This window comes from Marinobacter excellens LAMA 842 (assembly GCF_001574445.1).
In the GTDB taxonomy this organism is placed as follows: Bacteria; Pseudomonadota; Gammaproteobacteria; order Pseudomonadales; family Oleiphilaceae; genus Marinobacter; species Marinobacter shengliensis.
Map to the genome: position 1 here is coordinate 243,135 of NZ_LOCO01000001.1, position 16,092 is coordinate 259,226.

Consider the following 16,092-nt stretch of genomic DNA (forward strand, 5'->3'; position numbering starts at 1 on the left):
ATTCGGTCGATGAAGATCTTACGGGCGGCCCGGGCTCTGGCTAAAATAAAAGCCATAACCAAACCACCAAAAATACACAGCAGAACCTGCGGCCTTCAGTTTCTCACCGAAAGCTTTCAAAACATTCAATTGACAGGCTGCGTGTGTGGTCTTCATGCTTTTCACTATAACCCCGCGGTTTTCAGATTGGCAACCCGCAATCCGGAATATTTTTGGCGGGTATGTGTAACGGCTCCGGAGGCCCCGATGACTGAACGCACGACCCACTCCATCACAACCAGCCTGTTGGCACTGGTGTTTGCCCTGTTTTCAACCCTTGCCCTCGCCCAGGAGTCTCGCGTTTACCAGCTCAACAACCGCACCTCTGCTGACGTTGCCAACCAGATTAAAGAACTCTATCAGCAGGCTCCCGTCTCAGTCTCCGCCCGGGGACAGCAACTGGTGGTTCGTGGTGAGCCGGGATTGCTGGATGAGATTGGCATGTTGATTGACTCCATCGACGTACCACCCGTGCAGATGCGTATCAGCGTTCGCTACCGGCAGGACATCGGCGGCAAGCAGTCCGGCGGTGGCGTGACGATTTCCGACAACCGGGCCGGCGCCAATGTCGAACGCCGCACCATAAGCACCAATTCCAGCACTGAACGGCAACTGGTGGTCCAGGATGGCCAGTCCGCCCACATCACCTCCGGCAATGTGCGCACCATACCGTTTGCGGTCCAGGGCGGGCGCAACCCGGCGGCGATACTCGAACAGGTAGAAACCCGCAGCGGCTTTATCGTGACACCCCAGGCCATATCCGACCAGACGGTAGAGCTGAATATCGTCTCGTTTGAGGAAGATCCGGCCAGTATCCAGGGCTATGAAACCGAAGCCTTGATGACCATTCGACGGGTTGAACCCGGTCAGTGGGTGTCCCTGGGTGGCACCAGCACGTCCCAGAATCATCGTCAGGATGGCATTACTTACCGGGTAACCGGCAACCGCTCTGAAAACCAGTCGGTGGACGTGAAAGTGGACATTCTGCCCTGATTACGCTGCCCGTTTACCGAGCAGCAGGTCCCGGGCCTCGTTGAGCTTGGCCGCCAGGTAATCGTTACCACCCCGGTCCGGGTGTACCTTGAGCATCAGCCGCCGGTGGGCCGCGGTCACTTCCTCCCGGCTGCAGCCGGGCTTTAAACCGAGGATGTCACAAGCTTCCTGTTCGGTCATCGGGCCCTGAGTCGCCACATTGGCTCGGGCACCTGACGCTCCACCCGGAGCTGGCCCTTCGTTATCACCCATCGCCCGGCGAACCAGGGGGGCAAACTTCAACAGCGCCGGCAGCTTGCGCAGCAACGGAATGATCGCGGCAACCGCTGCCGTCAACACATGGACCCGCCCGGTCAGCACCATAAACAACAACAGGGCGCCGCCCACCACCAGAACCGCTTTCCAGATGGCGGCTTTCTGGCCTTCCGGTGACAGGGCACCCCATTTTTTCAAGATGACAAACACGGCGGCCGCCAGGGCCAGGCCGAGAATTAGCTGCATTACATCCTCTCACCCGTTCACATCGTGACAGGAGCATAACAGATACACTCCCGTGCCATTATGTATGCGAAACTGCGATTTTACATCCGTAAAGCACAAGATCCGGCCAGACGGCGTCATCGTAGTTTCATAGCAGTAGATATACTGAGATTTAGAGGCAAACTGGTGACAAACCGAAGTGCTTTTTGTAGCATCCTATTGGTTATCGTTAAGCCGACGCATTCTCAACAAGCGTCCGCCTGTCGCCGCCCCCTGATGCGCAAGGAAAGCTGTCAGCCTTCCCATCCCGGCGACGTTATCCGTTTAAAGAAACCTAGCCCAGGAACAGACCTATGCGTACCGCATCCCGTTTTGTCATCGTCATCATTTTTCTGGGTGTCGTCCTCGGCGGCATCTTCGGTTACAAGTTCTATGAATTCGGCCAGATGCAGGAGATGTTCTCCCAGCCACAGCCCCCAGCCATCATTTCCGTGACCGACGCCACCACGGAAAACTGGCAGCCGAGTATCAAGGCCGTGGGCAGTGTGAACGCCATTAACGGTATCGAGGTGGCCAACGAGGTGCCGGGGGTCATTGAGTCCATTAACTTTGAATCCGGCGATACCGTGCAGAAAGGTGACGTACTGATTCGCCTGGATGCCGCCATCGACGAGGCGGCGCTACGTACCCGCCGGGCAGAAGCCCAACTGGCTGGGCAGGAGTTCAAGCGGGTTTCTGATCTGCTGCCCAAACGCGCGGTATCACAATCACAGTTCGATGAGGCCAAAGCCAACTACGACGCCGCAAGGGCGCGGGTAAACGAAGCCGAGGCACAACTGGGCAAAAAGGTGATCCGGGCACCGTTTGACGGCACCCTCGGTATCCGCATGGTCGACCAGGGTCAGTACATCCCTACAGGTACGCCGATTGTCGAGATCAATATGCTGAACCCGATCTACGTGGATTACACGCTGTCCGAGAAGTACCTGCCTGAGGTTGACCGGGGTTACCCGGTAACGGTCACGGTGGCCGCGGTGCCGGATGAGGCATTCAGTGGTGAAGTCAGTGCCATCAACACATCGGTCAACCCGGAGACTCGTACGGTTCGCATCCGCGCCACCCTCAACAACGAAGATGGCAAATTGCGCCCGGGAATGTTCGCAACGATTCAAACAGGCCAGCCCAGGGACAACGAAGTGGTCACGGTCCCCAGGACCGCCATCTCCTATAACACTTACGGCAACTTTGTGTTCGCCGTGAAGGAGAATGATGACGGCGAACTGGTCGTTGAGCGCCGTACCGTCACCACGGGCGAGGTCCGGAACGAACGGGCTGCAGTTCTTTCAGGCCTTGAACCCGGCGAGACCGTGGTCTCGAAGGGTCTGCTGCGGTTGCGGGCAGGCCAGCGGGTAGAAATCCAGGACGAGTCCGGGCAGGAGGCGTCTGAGTAATGAAATTCACCGACATTTTTGTCCACCGGCCGGTGCTGGCCACCGTGGTCAGCCTGCTGATTCTGCTGATCGGTGCCCGGGCAGCCATGGAAATGGAAGTCCGCCAGTACCCGAAACTGGAAAGCACCACGGTAACGGTCACAACCGCTTACCCTGGGGCCAGTTCTGACCTGATCAAGGGCTTTATCACCACGCCCCTGCAACAGGCCATTGCTGAGGCCAGCGGCATCGACTATCTGACCTCTACCAGTTCCCAGGGCGTGTCAACGATTCAGGCCAAGATGGTTCTGAATTACGATGCCAACGACGCCCTCGCTGAAATTCAGGCCAAGGTTGCCAGCCAGCGCAACGTGCTGCCCGGCGATGCAGAAGACCCGGTGATCACCTCCACCACCGGTGACGACACGGCCCTGATGTATATTGCTTTCTACAGTACCGAGCTGGAAGTCCCCCAGATTACCGATTACCTGACCCGCGTGGTTCAGCCCAAGCTGCAGGCGCTGTCTGGCGTTGGCAAGGCCCAGCTGCTGGGGCGTACTTTCGCCCTGCGAGTGTGGCTGGACCCGGAGCGGCTGGCCGCGGTGGATCTGACTCCGGTCGAAGTGGCAGACAAGCTGCGAGCCAACAACTATCAGGCCGCTGTCGGCACTACCCGGGGCCAGTACACCGAGATTGCCCTGACCAGTGATACCGACATTGCCGATCCGGAAGCCTTCCGTAACCTGGTGGTCAAGCAGCAAAACGGCACCCTGATTCGGTTGCGGGACATTGCCGAGGTGGAGCTTGGCTCTCAAACCTACAATCAGCTGGCGCTTTATAAGGGCGAGCCCGCAACCTATGTCGCCATCGAACTGGCGCCGGGGGCCAACCCGCTGACCGTCGCCGGCCTGGTGAAAGACGAGTTACCGGACATCGAAAGCCAGCTACCCAGCGGCCTGAATGTGCGCCTGGCCTACGATGCCTCCGACTTCATTGAAGATTCCATCAACGAAGTCATCCGTACCCTGCTGGAAGCCATGCTGATTGTCCTGGTGGTGGTGTTCCTTTGCCTCGGCTCGATTCGAGCGGCCATCGTGCCGTCTGTGGCAGTGCCGCTGTCGCTGATTGGCGGCGCGTTTATCATGCTGATCTTCGGTTTCTCCCTGAACCTGCTGACCCTGCTCTCCATGGTGCTTGCCATCGGTCTGGTGGTGGACGATGCCATTATCATGGTGGAGAACGTGCACCGACACATTGAGCAGGGCGAATCACGGTTTGACGCTGCCCTCAATGGCGCCCGTGAAATGGCCACACCCATCATTGCCATGACCACCACGCTGGTGGCGGTGTATGCGCCAATCGGGTTTATGGGCGGCCTGGTGGGCTCGCTGTTTACTGAGTTTGCCTTCACCCTGGCGGGTACGGTTGTGATCTCCGGCATTGTTGCCCTGACACTCTCACCCATGCTCTCCGGCAAGGTGCTGAAACCCCATGGCAATCCCGGGCGCTTCGAGGTGCTGGTTGAAAAAACCTTCAATGGCCTCGCCAATGCCTACAAAGCTGCTCTTACCTCGTTGATGCAGACCAAGTCGGTGGTGGTGTTCTTCGCCGTCGTGGTATTGGGTTCTATCTATTTTATGGTGATGATGAGCCAGAATGAGCTGGCACCCACCGAGGACCAGGGCATTCTGTTTTACCAGGGGCTGGGGCCGCAGACCTCGACGCTGGAGTATCTGTTTGATCATGGCCAGGAGGTTCAGGAGCGGATGTCCGGCGTGCCCGGCTACAACGAGGATTTCATGATTCTTGGTATCACCAGCCCGAACGCCGTGTTTGGTGGTTTCAAGCTGGCACCGTGGAGTGAGCGGGAGATCAGCCAGTTCGAGGTACAGCCCCTGCTGGATTCCGAACTCAAAAAAGTAACCGGATTGCAGACGGCGGTGTTCCCGTTACCGGCCCTGCCTGGTTCGGGTGGCGGCCTGCCGTTCCAGTTTGTAGTGACCACCGGAGGCACCTACGAACAGTTGAATGAAGTCGCCGACGAGCTTCTTGGCAAAGCCATGCAAAGTGGCAACTTCATGTTCCTGCAGAAGTCCATCAACTTCGACAAGCCCGTTACCCGCATCAACGTAGACCGGGACCGGGTGGCAGACCTGGGCCTGTCCATGCGTGATGTCGGCCAGTCGCTCGCCAGTATGCTCAGCGGCGGATACATCAACCGCTTCAATATGGAAGGCCGCTCCTATCAGGTGATTCCGCAGGTGGGTAATGACTTCCGTGCCAGCCGTGAAGCACTGGACGACTATTACATCCGCGCCGGCAATGGCCAACTGGTGCCCCTATCCAGTGTGGTCAGCTTCAGTGAAGAGGTGGAGCCTTCCAACCGGACCCAGTTCAACCAGTTGAACTCGCTGACTCTCGAGGGCGTTATCATGCCCGGCGTGGCGGCTGGCTCCGCCATGGACTTTATGGAACAGGCCGCAGCCGAGGTATTCCCGCAAGGCTTCAGCTTTGACTATACCGGCGAGTCGAGGCAGCTGGCCACCCAGGGCAGCGCTCTGATGGTAACCTTCTTCCTGTCGTTGCTGGTTATCTACCTGGTACTGGCGGCACAGTTCGAAAGCTGGCGCGATCCGTTCATCATCCTGGTGTCGGTGCCCATGTCCGTCGCCGGTGCCATGGCGTTTATCGTGCTCGGCTTTGCCTCCATGAACATCTACACCCAGGTGGGCCTGATTACCTTGATTGGTGTGGTGTCGAAGAACGGCATCCTGATCGTGGAGTTCGCCAACCTGCTGCAGAAAGAGAAAGGCCTGAACAAGGTGGATGCGGTGATTGAGGCTGCGGCCATTCGTCTGCGCCCGATCATCATGACCTCCCTGGCACTGATCTTCGCCATGGTGCCGCTGCTGATTGCGGTGGGCCCGGGGGCCGAGAGTCGGTTTGCGATTGGCCTGACCATCAGTGCAGGACTGGGTATCGGCACGTTGTTTACCGTATTCGTACTGCCGGCCTTCTACATTCTGCTGGCGCGAGACCATCATGGAACTGCGGCCGATGAGTATACGGAAGCTGACAACAACGACGGGGCTCCGACCACATCCAGCAGCCATTAAACGCTGACTGATGTTAACACATAGCCCGCACCGGTCATCCGCTGCGGGCTATGTGGCGTCAGGTCATGGCAAAGTCGGCGGGTTCCATCACTGGCTCAACCAGCAGCCGCCGTCGCCACTGCACAGTTTCACTGGGTAGCTCGCCGAAGTGTTCCCGATACAGCGCGGCGAAGCGGCCCAGATGGGTAAAGCCCTCGTCAGCGGCATACCAGGAGATGTGTGGCACGTCGCACTGGCAATCCACCAGGCGTTTACGCACGCGTATCAGACGACAGCGCTGATAGAAGCGATAAGGGGTCATGCCGGTTTCCCGCTTCATCAGGTAATACAGGTTACGTTCGCTGGCCCCGGAATGGTTGGCCAGCTCCTGCAGATCAAAATCCCAGTCCCGTTCGCTACGAATTTTCTCAATCACCCTCGCCAGCCTCCGGTCCAGTACTGGCAGCTCTTCGGGCAGTTCTACCCTGCCCGTTGCCAGTTGCCGTTCCAGGCGTTCAAACAGAGCGAGTGTCTCCCGGCTGGCATCCTGATGATCCTGAAAATAGTCCGCCTTCATTAGAAAACGATGGATATGACCAGCCAACGCCACGTCCAGGCCTGGCCGGGGCCATACTGGAACCAGCTCACTCACCGGATACACCAGTACCAGCCGACTGTTCTTACTGATTCTCAAGCTAAATGTTTGGCCAGCGGGAATCATGATCAACGGAAAGGCGGATACACCAGGGCCACCTTCCGACGATATCTGCGCCGACCCGTGAATGGTGGCTACCAGAGGCCTCTGAGGCATACAGCAGTCGGCAAGCAGCATATCCTGAGCGACATCAAGTACACAGACCAAACCAGCCTCTACATCAAGGGCTGACAACGAACCCACCAATCCCTGAGGACGAGTCAGGCCACAGGTTATTCCCCGGCACCCGAGCAGTTCTGTCATGGCGGCCAGCCACTCTCCACAACCTGCACCGCTCAATCGCAGGTAGGCTTCCAATTCCGGTTTGGCATTCAGAGTTCGCATATAGCTCAAAAAGGCAATTAATGAGCCTGCCGTTTTAAAGTAGCTGCGGACAAAGCCCTAGCCAAATCTTGCAAAATGCGCAAAAGCTGAACAAAAGTTATGTTTTTATTGATAGTTGTCAAAACTGCAGAAGCAGTCAGGCCAATGACAGGTCGGCCAGAGGCGTTGGCCTTGCCAACAGAAAGCCTTGACCACGATGGCAGTTCAGTTCCCGCAGCCTGCGGCGCTGCTCTTCCGTTTCAATACCTTCGGCAACGACCTCCAGATCCAGCGCCTCGGCTATGGCCAGAATGGCTGACACGATGCGCGAGTCGCGACCATCCGGCCCGAGAGCTTGGCCGCGTGCATTGCACGATCAGCATTTTGCAGCAGAGCCGAAGCCGTTTTCCCATGCTTTGGAAACACCGCAGCCCCCACAGAGGCCGACAGGAAATGCTCCCGGTGCTCCACCAGCATTGGCGCCTGGAATATCCCGCTCATGCGCTGGCAAACCACGGGTAACTCAGACTCATCCTCCAGCTCAACAATGGCTGCGAACTCGTCTCCGGATAGCCGGGCAACTACATCCCCATCTCGAAGCACACTCTTCACGCAGGCCGCCGCCTGCTGAAGCACTCGATCACCACAGTCGTGGCCATGCAGATCATTGACTGCTTTGAAGAAATCCAGATCGATGTAGACTACGGCGAAACAGCCGTTGCCTGCCTTGCGTTGTCCGACCCTTGCTTTCAGAAACTCCTGGAACAGCGAGCGATTTGGCAGCTCGGTGAGCGGATCATAGTAAGCCAGAGACGCCAGACGCTCGTTACTGGCAGTCAGCTCACCAACATCCATGAAAACGCCGGCAAACAGCCTCTGTCCCTGGTAGTCTACCGGGTAGATATTGAGCCACTGCGGATAGTTCTCGCCATTTTTGCGCCGGTTCCAGATCAGTCCCTCCCAGCATCCGGTCTGATTCAGGCTGCGCCACATGGTCTGATAGAACTCGTGCGAATGCAGCCCGGAGCTCAGCACCGATGGCTTCTGCCCCACGACTTCTTCTGCCAGATAGCCGGTCACCGCCTGGAACATGAGGTTGACGTAGGCAATCCGGGCATCTGGCGTAGCCAGCATGATAGCTCTGGGGTGGTTGTCCACCAACGCCTTGAAATCCTGTTCTCTCAACGCCTGCATCGTCTTGTTTCCTTCCACGCCGAGCCTGCGGTAACGACAGGCTTTCAACCCAGCATAGATTTAAACTGTCGCAAACCTATCCACATCCTGCAAAAACGCCCTACCTTTGACCAAAGGAGGAGAAAAATGTGACTCGTATTTGGCGATTTGCAATATTGGGATACCCCGCACACGGCGACAGGTCGATAGTGTTCCAGCGAGTTCGATAAAAAGATCCCAGGAGCGACCCATGCGCAGAAACGAACCGGTTACCGACGAACAGTAATTTCCCGAGGCGGCGCAATAGGGTAGTCTGGCGATCTGTCGGCTGGTGAAATCAGCCCAACCCACAAAAGCTCAGGATCGCCAGCACCTTGACCCTCGGAAATCTTTTCTGGCTGTTTGTCGCCGGTTTTGCCATCTGGTACTGGTGGAAAGCCAAGGACATCAAAGACTTCGTGCTACAGGCCGCACACCGTTACTGTAAGACCATGGATGTGCTGTTACTGGATGATGCCGTTTACCTGCGCGGACTCTGGTTCAAACGCGACCGCAACGGAAAACTCCGGGTATGGCGCCGCTTCCTGTTTGATTTCACCACCACTGGCGAAGAACGCTATACCGGGCGCATCATCATGCTCGGCCGACAGATTGAGCACATGGAACTGGAACCCCACCGGTTCTGAGCCCAGCACACGTACACCCTTTCACCTCACCCAAATGGGCGATTACGCCAGACCCGACCGCCGGGCAATACTCCTCGTTGCATTACGACAACCAACAAAAACAACAGGAGTCTTTTATGCGAATTGCCATGCCTTTCCGGCTGATGGCCGCGGCCCTCATGCTGGTCTTCTCAATGGTGAGCCACGCCAGTTACACCCAGACCCGCCACCCGATTGTGCTGGTTCACGGTGTGACCGGTTTCAACACCATCGGTGGTCTGGTCAACTATTTCCATACCATCCCCTGGAACCTTGAGCGCAGTGGCGCAAAGGTCTACACCGCCAGTGTTTCGTTTGTGAATAGCAGTGAACAGCGCGGACAACAGCTGGCCAACTACGTAAACAGTCTTGGTCACTCCAAGGTCAACCTGATGGCCCACAGCCAGGGCGCGCCCACCTCCCGGGTAACCGCCTCCCTGATTCCCCACCGCATTGCCTCTGTTACCTCCATCAATGGTGTTAACAAGGGGTCGAAAGTCGCCGATGTCATCCGGGGCATACTGCCTCCCGGCAGCTACGTGGAAGGTGGGGTGGACGCCATCGCCAATGCTCTCGGCGGACTGATCAACGCTCTGTCCGGTTCCAACAACCCGCAGGATGGCGTGGCCGCGCTGGAAACCCTCACCACCCCGGGCACCACCAGCTTGAACAACGCCCTGGGCTGGAAAGGGGTTAACCGAAATGCCTGCGCTGGCACCGATGAGGACGTCTGGATCAACGGCAACCGGGTGAAGTTCTTCTCCTGGACCGGGCGCGGCATCTGGACCAACGTGTTCGACATCACCGATCCGTTCCTGGGAGTAACCTCTCTCGCCTTCGGCAGTGAGCCTAGTGATGGCCTGGTGGGCGTTTGCTCCACCATGATGGGCAATGTGATCGGCACCCACTACGACATGAACCATGTCGATGCCATCAACCACCTGCTGGGTGCACGCTCACTCTGGACCAATCCGGTCAGCCTGTACCGCAGCCACGCCAACCGTTTGAAGAACCGCGGATTGTGAGAACAGTATGACGAACAAACCCATCGCATTGCGTCGATGGGTGCTTCCCGGGGCGCTGCTGGCCGTTGTGGCCGGCAGTGGCCTCTGGTGGGCACTGACGCCGCAAGCAGATACGGGCACCGCCAACACAACACCTCAGCAGGCAACTGAAAAGGCCGCTCAGCAGTCTGGTTCAACCAGCCTTGCCCCGACGGCCATTGTCGCCCCCAGCGCACCGGTTGCTGAAACCCGAACCCCGGAGTCCCTGGGTCCCAACCCGTTTGCGCCCTCACTGCAGGGTACCGATATAGACGGCGTTCTGCAGGCGGACGACAACGGTCAGCTGATCGTGAATCTGGAGGTCAGGGATTTCTTCGATTATTTCCTGAGCACCGCCGGCGAGGTATCACCGGAAACCGCCATCGGCCAGATTCAGCAAATGGCCCGCCAACACCTGCCAGAACCCGCCGCACAGCAAGCCCTGGCCCTGCTGGATCAATATCTGGCTTACAAACAGGCTTCTCTGGAAGTCATGCAAACCGAACTGGACCCGGCCCGCCAGCATGAACCGGCCTATCAGCTTTCTGCTCTGGGTAATGCCCTGGCTCAGCTGAAGGGTCTGCGGCAACAAACCTTCGCACCCGACGCTCATCAAGCCTTCTTCGGCATGGAAGAAGCCTACAGCGAATATACCCTGGCCACGCTTGCCATTCAGCAGCGGGCCGACCTGACCGATCAGGGCAAACAGGCCCTGGTGGAATGGCACCGCAACCAGCTGCCAGGCACCCTGAAATCCACCGAACAACGGCTGGAAGCCAGCGCACAACAGCACCAGGAACGGGTTCTCGCGGTGGAGTCGGCCACCTCCCCGGAAGCGGCGGGACAACGACTCACCGAGCTGGGGCTTGATCGCCAGAGCGTTGACGGCGTGGTCAGTTACCTCCAGCAACAGGAAGCCTTCCAGGCTCGGTTCGAAAGCTTCCGGAAGGACCTGCAAAGCAGCGTTGCCGGCGGTCTCGTGGACGCCGAACAACAGCAACATCAGGAACAATTGTTACAGCAACACTTCCAGGATGAACAGGAACAGACCTGGGCAAGACTGAAGCTGCTGGATCAAAGCTGATCATAATGTGCGGAAGCGCCTGAACTCGGCGCTGCCGCGTATTACAATCGGGCGAAGACGCAGTAGGACCCGATATGAACGCTGAACAAATCCAACAACAGCAAGCGCTGGGCTTCAGGTCTCTGAACTTTACCCCCAGGCTGGAGCCCGTTTACCGGGAATCCAGGTCAGCCATGATTCGGCAACGGGCAAGGCCCGTGTCGATTGCCGGCCTGGCCCTGTACCTGGTCTATGCGATCGTAGACATTCTCACCCTGCCTCCGGAGCTGGCCAGTATAACCGCCGGGGTTCGCCTGGCCGTGGTCTGCCCGATAATCATCCTGGTGCTCATCCTCGCCTATCAGGACAAGCCTTCAGACCAGACGTTCGAGAAACTGTATACCGCCGCCTACCTTGTTGGTGGTGTCGGCGTGATCGCCATCATCCTGGCGGCCCGAAAACAGGACTATCCGCTGCCCTATGAGGGCATGATCCTGATGCTCATGTTTGGCTATTTCGCCATGGGCCTTCCTTTCAAAACTGCCGCTGTGGCCTCCAGCCTGCTGGTCATCGCCTATCTGAGCACAGAGGCCTTTGCCGGCACGCCCACCCCCGCCGTCCTGAGCAATGGCTTCTTTCTGTTGACCGCAAACGCCATCGGCATGATTGGCTCCTGGGTCAGTGAATACCGGCATCGCGCGCACTTTCTGGACCGCCAGCTATTGGACCTGATGCACCAGGCTACTGAAGCTGAAAGCCGGCGGAAGACCGAACTGATTACCGCCGCCAGCCACGATCTGCGCCAGCCATTGAATGCTATTTACATCACCCTGGAAAATCTGAAACCAGGCGAACAGGATGGCCATCAGAGCTCGGTCATTGCTCAAGTCAAAGATATGGTGGCCCAGCTACGCCGCCTGCTCGGAACCGTGCTCGACAGCGCTCGCCTGAGTGAAGGAATGATCCAACCAGAAATAGTGCCGGTCAGCCTCGAAGCCATGGTTCAGGAACTACACGACCTGATGAACGAGACGCTCGGCCAACACAATATCACTCTGACCATTGAACCACAGCCTGCCGGTTATCCCGTTCTGGCTGACCCGGGCCTGTTGCTGCGTATACTGCAGAACCTGGTGATCAATGCGGCCGACCATAGCGGTGGCAATACCATCACCGTCAGCAGCCAATGCCAGGACCACAGGGTAAGGCTACAGGTAGCCGACAACGGCAAAGGGGTGGCGCCAGAGCTGGGGGAGCAGTTGTTCCAGCCCTACGTTCGTGGCACCAGCCCGGCGCCCTGCCCGGGGCTTGGTTTGGGGCTGACCATCGTCCGGGAATTCACCGGCCTGATGAATGGCCGGTGCGGTGTCGACTCCCGGCCTAAACAGGGTAGCGTGTTCTGGGTTGAGCTACCGGCCACTACAACCAGCCAAGCGCCCGGGCCTTGTTAACGCACTCTGTCCGGTTGTGAACACCGAGCTGGGTGAAGATCGCCTTCAGGTGGGTTTTCACGGTGTGTTCAGTCAGGTCCAGGCTTTGGCAGATGCGTTTGTTGGGGAAACCCTGAGCCAGCAGGGCCAATACCTCCCGCTGCCTTGGCGTCAGGGGAAGGTCGTCAGTAGCGAAAGCCGTCAGGCCACCGGGGAAGTAGCTCTGCCCCTGTCCCACTGCTCGCATCATTCGCACCAGTGATGCCCTGCTTGCGGATTTGGCAAGAAAACCTTTGGCACCGGCGGCCCTGGCGGCCCGCACCGTCCCTTCGTCATCGCTGCTGGAAATAATGACAATGGGCGGTTTGGCACTCTGACCAGACAGCCGGGCGAACAGAGATAGCCCCACCTCACCGTTGAGGGCGACATCCAGCAGCACCAGATCAATGTTGTCATCGTGCCTGAGGGCATCGGCAGCTTGTTCAACCGACGAGACAATTTTCACCTGCGCTGCCAGCATCTCCTGCTGAATCAGACCCGCCAGTCCTTGAGCAAACAGCGCATGGTCGTCCACCAACAGCACCCTCCCGAAGAGTGATACTGCCGATGCCGGGGCGGATTCGGCACCCCGACCAAGCGTTGTCGCAATCATTCACAGTCTCCCGCACTGTTTATTTTTGTTTCCGGGGATACGCCACTATAAGCCAGCCAGACCAATCACTCAGCGGCCTGCTTAACACTTTATTACATAGGTGCCTGTTCTTATCCGCTCACTGCAACCGACTGAAACACAAATGTCATAATTCTGAAGCATGCTTCCCCTTATTCAACCATCTGTTATAAATAGGTTTTTCAACTAATGGCGAAACCACCAAGGAAGTTTTTCACTCTCTGCCTGTTCGTTCTCGCGGCGGTCATGCTGTCTCCGGCATCCGCCCATGAGCTTGAAATTCACGGGTCGAACACCGTTGGCGCCACACTGGCCCCCATGTTGGTCTCCGGGTATCTACAGCAGCTGGGCGACGACAACCCCAGCAGCCGGCCCACTGGTGAGGAAAATGAACAGATCCTCAGTGCCAACGCCGGCGGCCGCAATCTCAGTGTTCTGGTGGCGGCGCATGGCTCGAGCACCGGCTTTCGAACCCTCGCCAGCGGCCGGGCCGGCATCTGGGCATCGTCCCGACCGGTGAAGCCATCCGAGGCCGACCAAGTGCGCGCGCAAGCCGATCTCACCGCGCTGGAAAGCGAGCATGTGATCGCCATTGATGGCCTCGCCATCCTGGTGCACCCATCCAATCCGATCAATCAACTCAGCATCGACACCATTGGCCAGATCTTTGCCGGTGAGATTCGCAACTGGTCAGAGCTCGGAGGCAGTAACCGGGCTATCACCCTGTACGCGCGGGACGACCGCTCCGGCACCTGGGACACCTTCAAATCCCTCGTGCTTGGCAAGAAATACCCGCTGGATCCTTCGGCAATGCGTTACGAATCCAATGATCAGCTCTCTGATGATGTGTCCCGAGACCCGGGTGGAATCGGTTTCTCAGGCCTGGCCTCGGTACGCAACAGCAAGCTGTTGGCAGTTTCCGACGGCAACGCACCGGCCCTGAAACCGAACCAACTGACCGTCGCCAGTGAGGACTACCCGTTGTCCAGGCGGCTGTTCATGTACACCATGGGTGATCGCACGCCGGAATTGGCCGCTCAGTTGATCGAGTTTGCCCTGGGCACCAACGGCCAGGCCCTGGTGGCCGAATCCGGGTTTATTTCCCAGAACCCGATTGCGGTGAAGCCGGACTTCGATGCCTCCGTGCCGCTCACCTTCCGTCGCCTGACCGAGAACTACCAACGGCTGACCGTAAACTTCCGGTTTGCCGAGGGCCACACCAAACTGGACAACAAGGCACAACGGGACCTGATGCGAGTGAAGCATTATCTCGAAGCGCAAGGACGCTCAGCGGAAGACCTGTTGCTGATCGGCTTCGCCGACACCCAGAGCCATGAACTGAGGGCCCAGATGATCTCCGAACTGCGGGCGCTCTCTGTACGCAAGGCGTTAAACGAGGCAGGCCTGCCCCGGGTCGCCTACACTGGTTATGGACACTATATGCCGGTGGGCGGCACCGGCAATCAACGTAACGGCCGAGTGGAAGTCTGGATCAAAGACCGATAGCACCGGATAGACAGGGGGTTCGACGAAAGTTTCGCCCAAGCCTTCGGCAATCCCCTATCCGCACTGGTATCACAGATATGTTTGGGTTTCCTATACTGCCGTTGTCACCACCAACCAACAGACCGGGACAATGGACATCAAAAAAGACCACCGCTTCGCCATCAACCTGAACGTTCGGGGCATTCAGCCCTCTTCCACCCTGCGGATCAACGAGCTGAGCAACCAGCTACGTTCCGAGGGCAAGGACATCATCAAACTTGGCTTGGGCCAGTCGCCATTCCCGGTGCCCGAGCGCGTGGTTGATGCCCTCAAAGAGCACGCCCACGAGAAAGATTACCTGCCGGTGAAAGGCCTCAAGGGCCTGCGCGAGGCCATTGCCGGTTACATTAACCGGGCCGAGCGCATGCGTTGCACCTGGGAAGACGTGCTGATTGGCCCGGGCTCGAAAGAGCTGCTGTTTATTCTGCAGCTGGCCTACTACGGTGACCTGCTGATTCCGCGCCCGAGCTGGGTATCCTATGCGCCTCAGGCGCGAATCATCGGCCGCTCGGTACACTGGCTGCCCACCCACGCGGAAAACAACTGGCAGCTGACGGCGGAAGAACTGGACATCATCTGCCGGGACGACCCGTCGCGCCCGCGTATCCTGATCCTGAATTACCCGTCCAACCCTACCGGTTGCACCTACACCGACGACCAGTTGCTGGCCATCGCCAACGTGGCGCGCAAGTACAACCTGATACTGTTATCGGATGAGATCTACGGTGAAGTGCACTTTGAGGGCAAGCATAAATCCATCGCCCGTTATTACCCGGAAGGCACCATCATCAGCACCGGCATGAGCAAGTGGCTGGGTGCCGGCGGCTGGCGCCTTGGTGCCTTCATCTTCCCGCCGGAACTGCGCCCGCTACAGGATGCCATGGCCATCATTGCCAGTGAGACCTTCACCTCCACCGCAGCGCCCATCCAGCATGCCGCCATCACCGCCTTTGACGGTGGCGAAGACATCGACGAGTACCTGAAACAGTCCCGTCGGGTGCTGAAAGTGGTGGGTGAATACGTTTACACCCGTTTGAGCGCCATGGGTGCCGTGGTGCAAAAGCCGGAGGGGGCCTTCTACCTGTTCCCGGATTTCTCCAGCTTCAGCGACAGACTGGCCCGGAGGGATATCAAGACCGCCCAGGCGTTCTGCACCGCTCTGCTGGAGGACACCGGCGTGGCCATCCTGCCCTCCAGTGACTTCGGCTTTGTGCCGGACCACCTGGGCGCGCGCCTCGCGTTCGTCGACTTCGACGGCACCCAGGCCCTCGCCCTGGCCGGTGGCGACTATGCTGAGCAGGCGCTGGGTGACGATTTCGTCAAACAGGCCTGCCCGCGCATTGTGCTGGCCATGGACAAGATGGAGAAGTGGCTGAGCAGCCTGTAAAGCCGCGCCGTGCTAAACTGGC

At 58.3% G+C, this 16,092-nt stretch carries 14 protein-coding genes; 9 read left to right on the plus strand and 5 right to left on the minus strand.

Translation table 11 applies throughout. The annotated features are described in order from the left end of the window. Positions 1-246: 246 nt before the first annotated feature. Entirely contained in the window at positions 247-1,032 is a 786-nt protein-coding gene (locus J122_RS01090) for a secretin N-terminal domain-containing protein (RefSeq protein ID WP_058092600.1), read from the plus strand. Here J122_RS01090 and J122_RS01095 read toward each other — a convergent pair whose 3' ends face one another. Next, entirely contained in the window at positions 1,033-1,533 is a 501-nt protein-coding gene (locus tag J122_RS01095) for a DnaJ domain-containing protein (protein ID WP_061330758.1), read from the minus strand. 332 nt (positions 1,534-1,865) lie between these two features. Between J122_RS01095 and J122_RS01100 the strand changes: the two genes are divergently transcribed. Next, positions 1,866-2,963, plus strand: a complete 1,098-nt coding sequence (locus J122_RS01100; RefSeq protein WP_061330759.1) for an efflux RND transporter periplasmic adaptor subunit — start codon at positions 1,866-1,868, stop codon at positions 2,961-2,963. After that, positions 2,963-6,058, plus strand: a complete 3,096-nt coding sequence (locus J122_RS01105) for an efflux RND transporter permease subunit (protein WP_061330760.1) — start codon at positions 2,963-2,965, stop codon at positions 6,056-6,058. Before J122_RS01100 ends, J122_RS01105 begins: the two co-directional genes overlap by 1 nt. Before the next feature lie 58 nt (positions 6,059-6,116). On the opposite strand, the gene J122_RS01110 is transcribed toward J122_RS01105, so the two are convergent. From J122_RS01110 to J122_RS01115, 3 genes are all read right to left on the minus strand, one after another. Then, a complete protein-coding gene (locus tag J122_RS01110; protein WP_061330761.1) occupies positions 6,117-7,076 on the minus strand; it encodes an AraC family transcriptional regulator in 960 nt (319 codons plus the stop codon). Between the two features lie 136 nt (positions 7,077-7,212). Beyond that, positions 7,213-7,377 carry an EAL domain-containing protein gene (locus J122_RS23715; protein WP_227510035.1) on the minus strand — a complete coding sequence of 55 codons (165 nt, stop codon included), beginning with the start codon at positions 7,375-7,377 and terminating at the stop codon, positions 7,213-7,215. Continuing rightward, positions 7,356-8,249 carry a sensor domain-containing diguanylate cyclase gene (locus J122_RS01115; RefSeq protein WP_061330762.1) on the minus strand — a complete coding sequence of 298 codons (894 nt, stop codon included), beginning with the start codon at positions 8,247-8,249 and terminating at the stop codon, positions 7,356-7,358. Before J122_RS01115 ends, J122_RS23715 begins: the two co-directional genes overlap by 22 nt. Before the next feature lie 353 nt (positions 8,250-8,602). Here J122_RS01115 and J122_RS01120 point away from each other — a divergent pair, with 353 nt between their 5' ends. The 4 genes from J122_RS01120 (at position 8,603) to J122_RS01135 (ending at position 12,489) form a co-directional block, all read left to right on the plus strand. After that, positions 8,603-8,914: a DUF3301 domain-containing protein gene (locus J122_RS01120; RefSeq protein ID WP_058091449.1), complete on the plus strand. Its 312-nt coding sequence runs from the start codon at positions 8,603-8,605 to the stop codon at positions 8,912-8,914. Positions 8,915-9,030: 116 nt separating this feature from the next. Continuing rightward, the gene (locus tag J122_RS01125; protein ID WP_061330763.1) at positions 9,031-9,957 is read left to right on the plus strand and encodes an esterase/lipase family protein; all 927 of its coding nucleotides are present in this window, start codon (positions 9,031-9,033) and stop codon (positions 9,955-9,957) included. A 7-nt stretch (positions 9,958-9,964) separates the two neighbouring features. Beyond that, entirely contained in the window at positions 9,965-11,059 is a 1,095-nt protein-coding gene (locus J122_RS01130) for a lipase secretion chaperone (RefSeq protein WP_061330764.1), read from the plus strand. Between the two features lie 74 nt (positions 11,060-11,133). Then, complete coding sequence (locus J122_RS01135) at positions 11,134-12,489, plus strand: sensor histidine kinase (RefSeq protein ID WP_061330765.1); 1,356 nt, start codon at positions 11,134-11,136, stop codon at positions 12,487-12,489. On the opposite strand, the gene J122_RS01140 is transcribed toward J122_RS01135, so the two are convergent. Next, complete coding sequence (locus J122_RS01140) at positions 12,458-13,120, minus strand: response regulator transcription factor (protein ID WP_061330766.1); 663 nt, start codon at positions 13,118-13,120, stop codon at positions 12,458-12,460. The genes J122_RS01135 and J122_RS01140 overlap by 32 nt on opposite strands. A 207-nt stretch (positions 13,121-13,327) precedes the next feature. Between J122_RS01140 and J122_RS01145 the strand changes: the two genes are divergently transcribed. Further along, positions 13,328-14,644 carry a substrate-binding domain-containing protein gene (locus tag J122_RS01145; protein ID WP_227510036.1) on the plus strand — a complete coding sequence of 439 codons (1,317 nt, stop codon included), beginning with the start codon at positions 13,328-13,330 and terminating at the stop codon, positions 14,642-14,644. 130 nt (positions 14,645-14,774) lie between these two features. Then, entirely contained in the window at positions 14,775-16,070 is a 1,296-nt protein-coding gene (locus tag J122_RS01150) for a pyridoxal phosphate-dependent aminotransferase (protein WP_061330767.1), read from the plus strand. Positions 16,071-16,092: the final 22 nt, after the last annotated feature.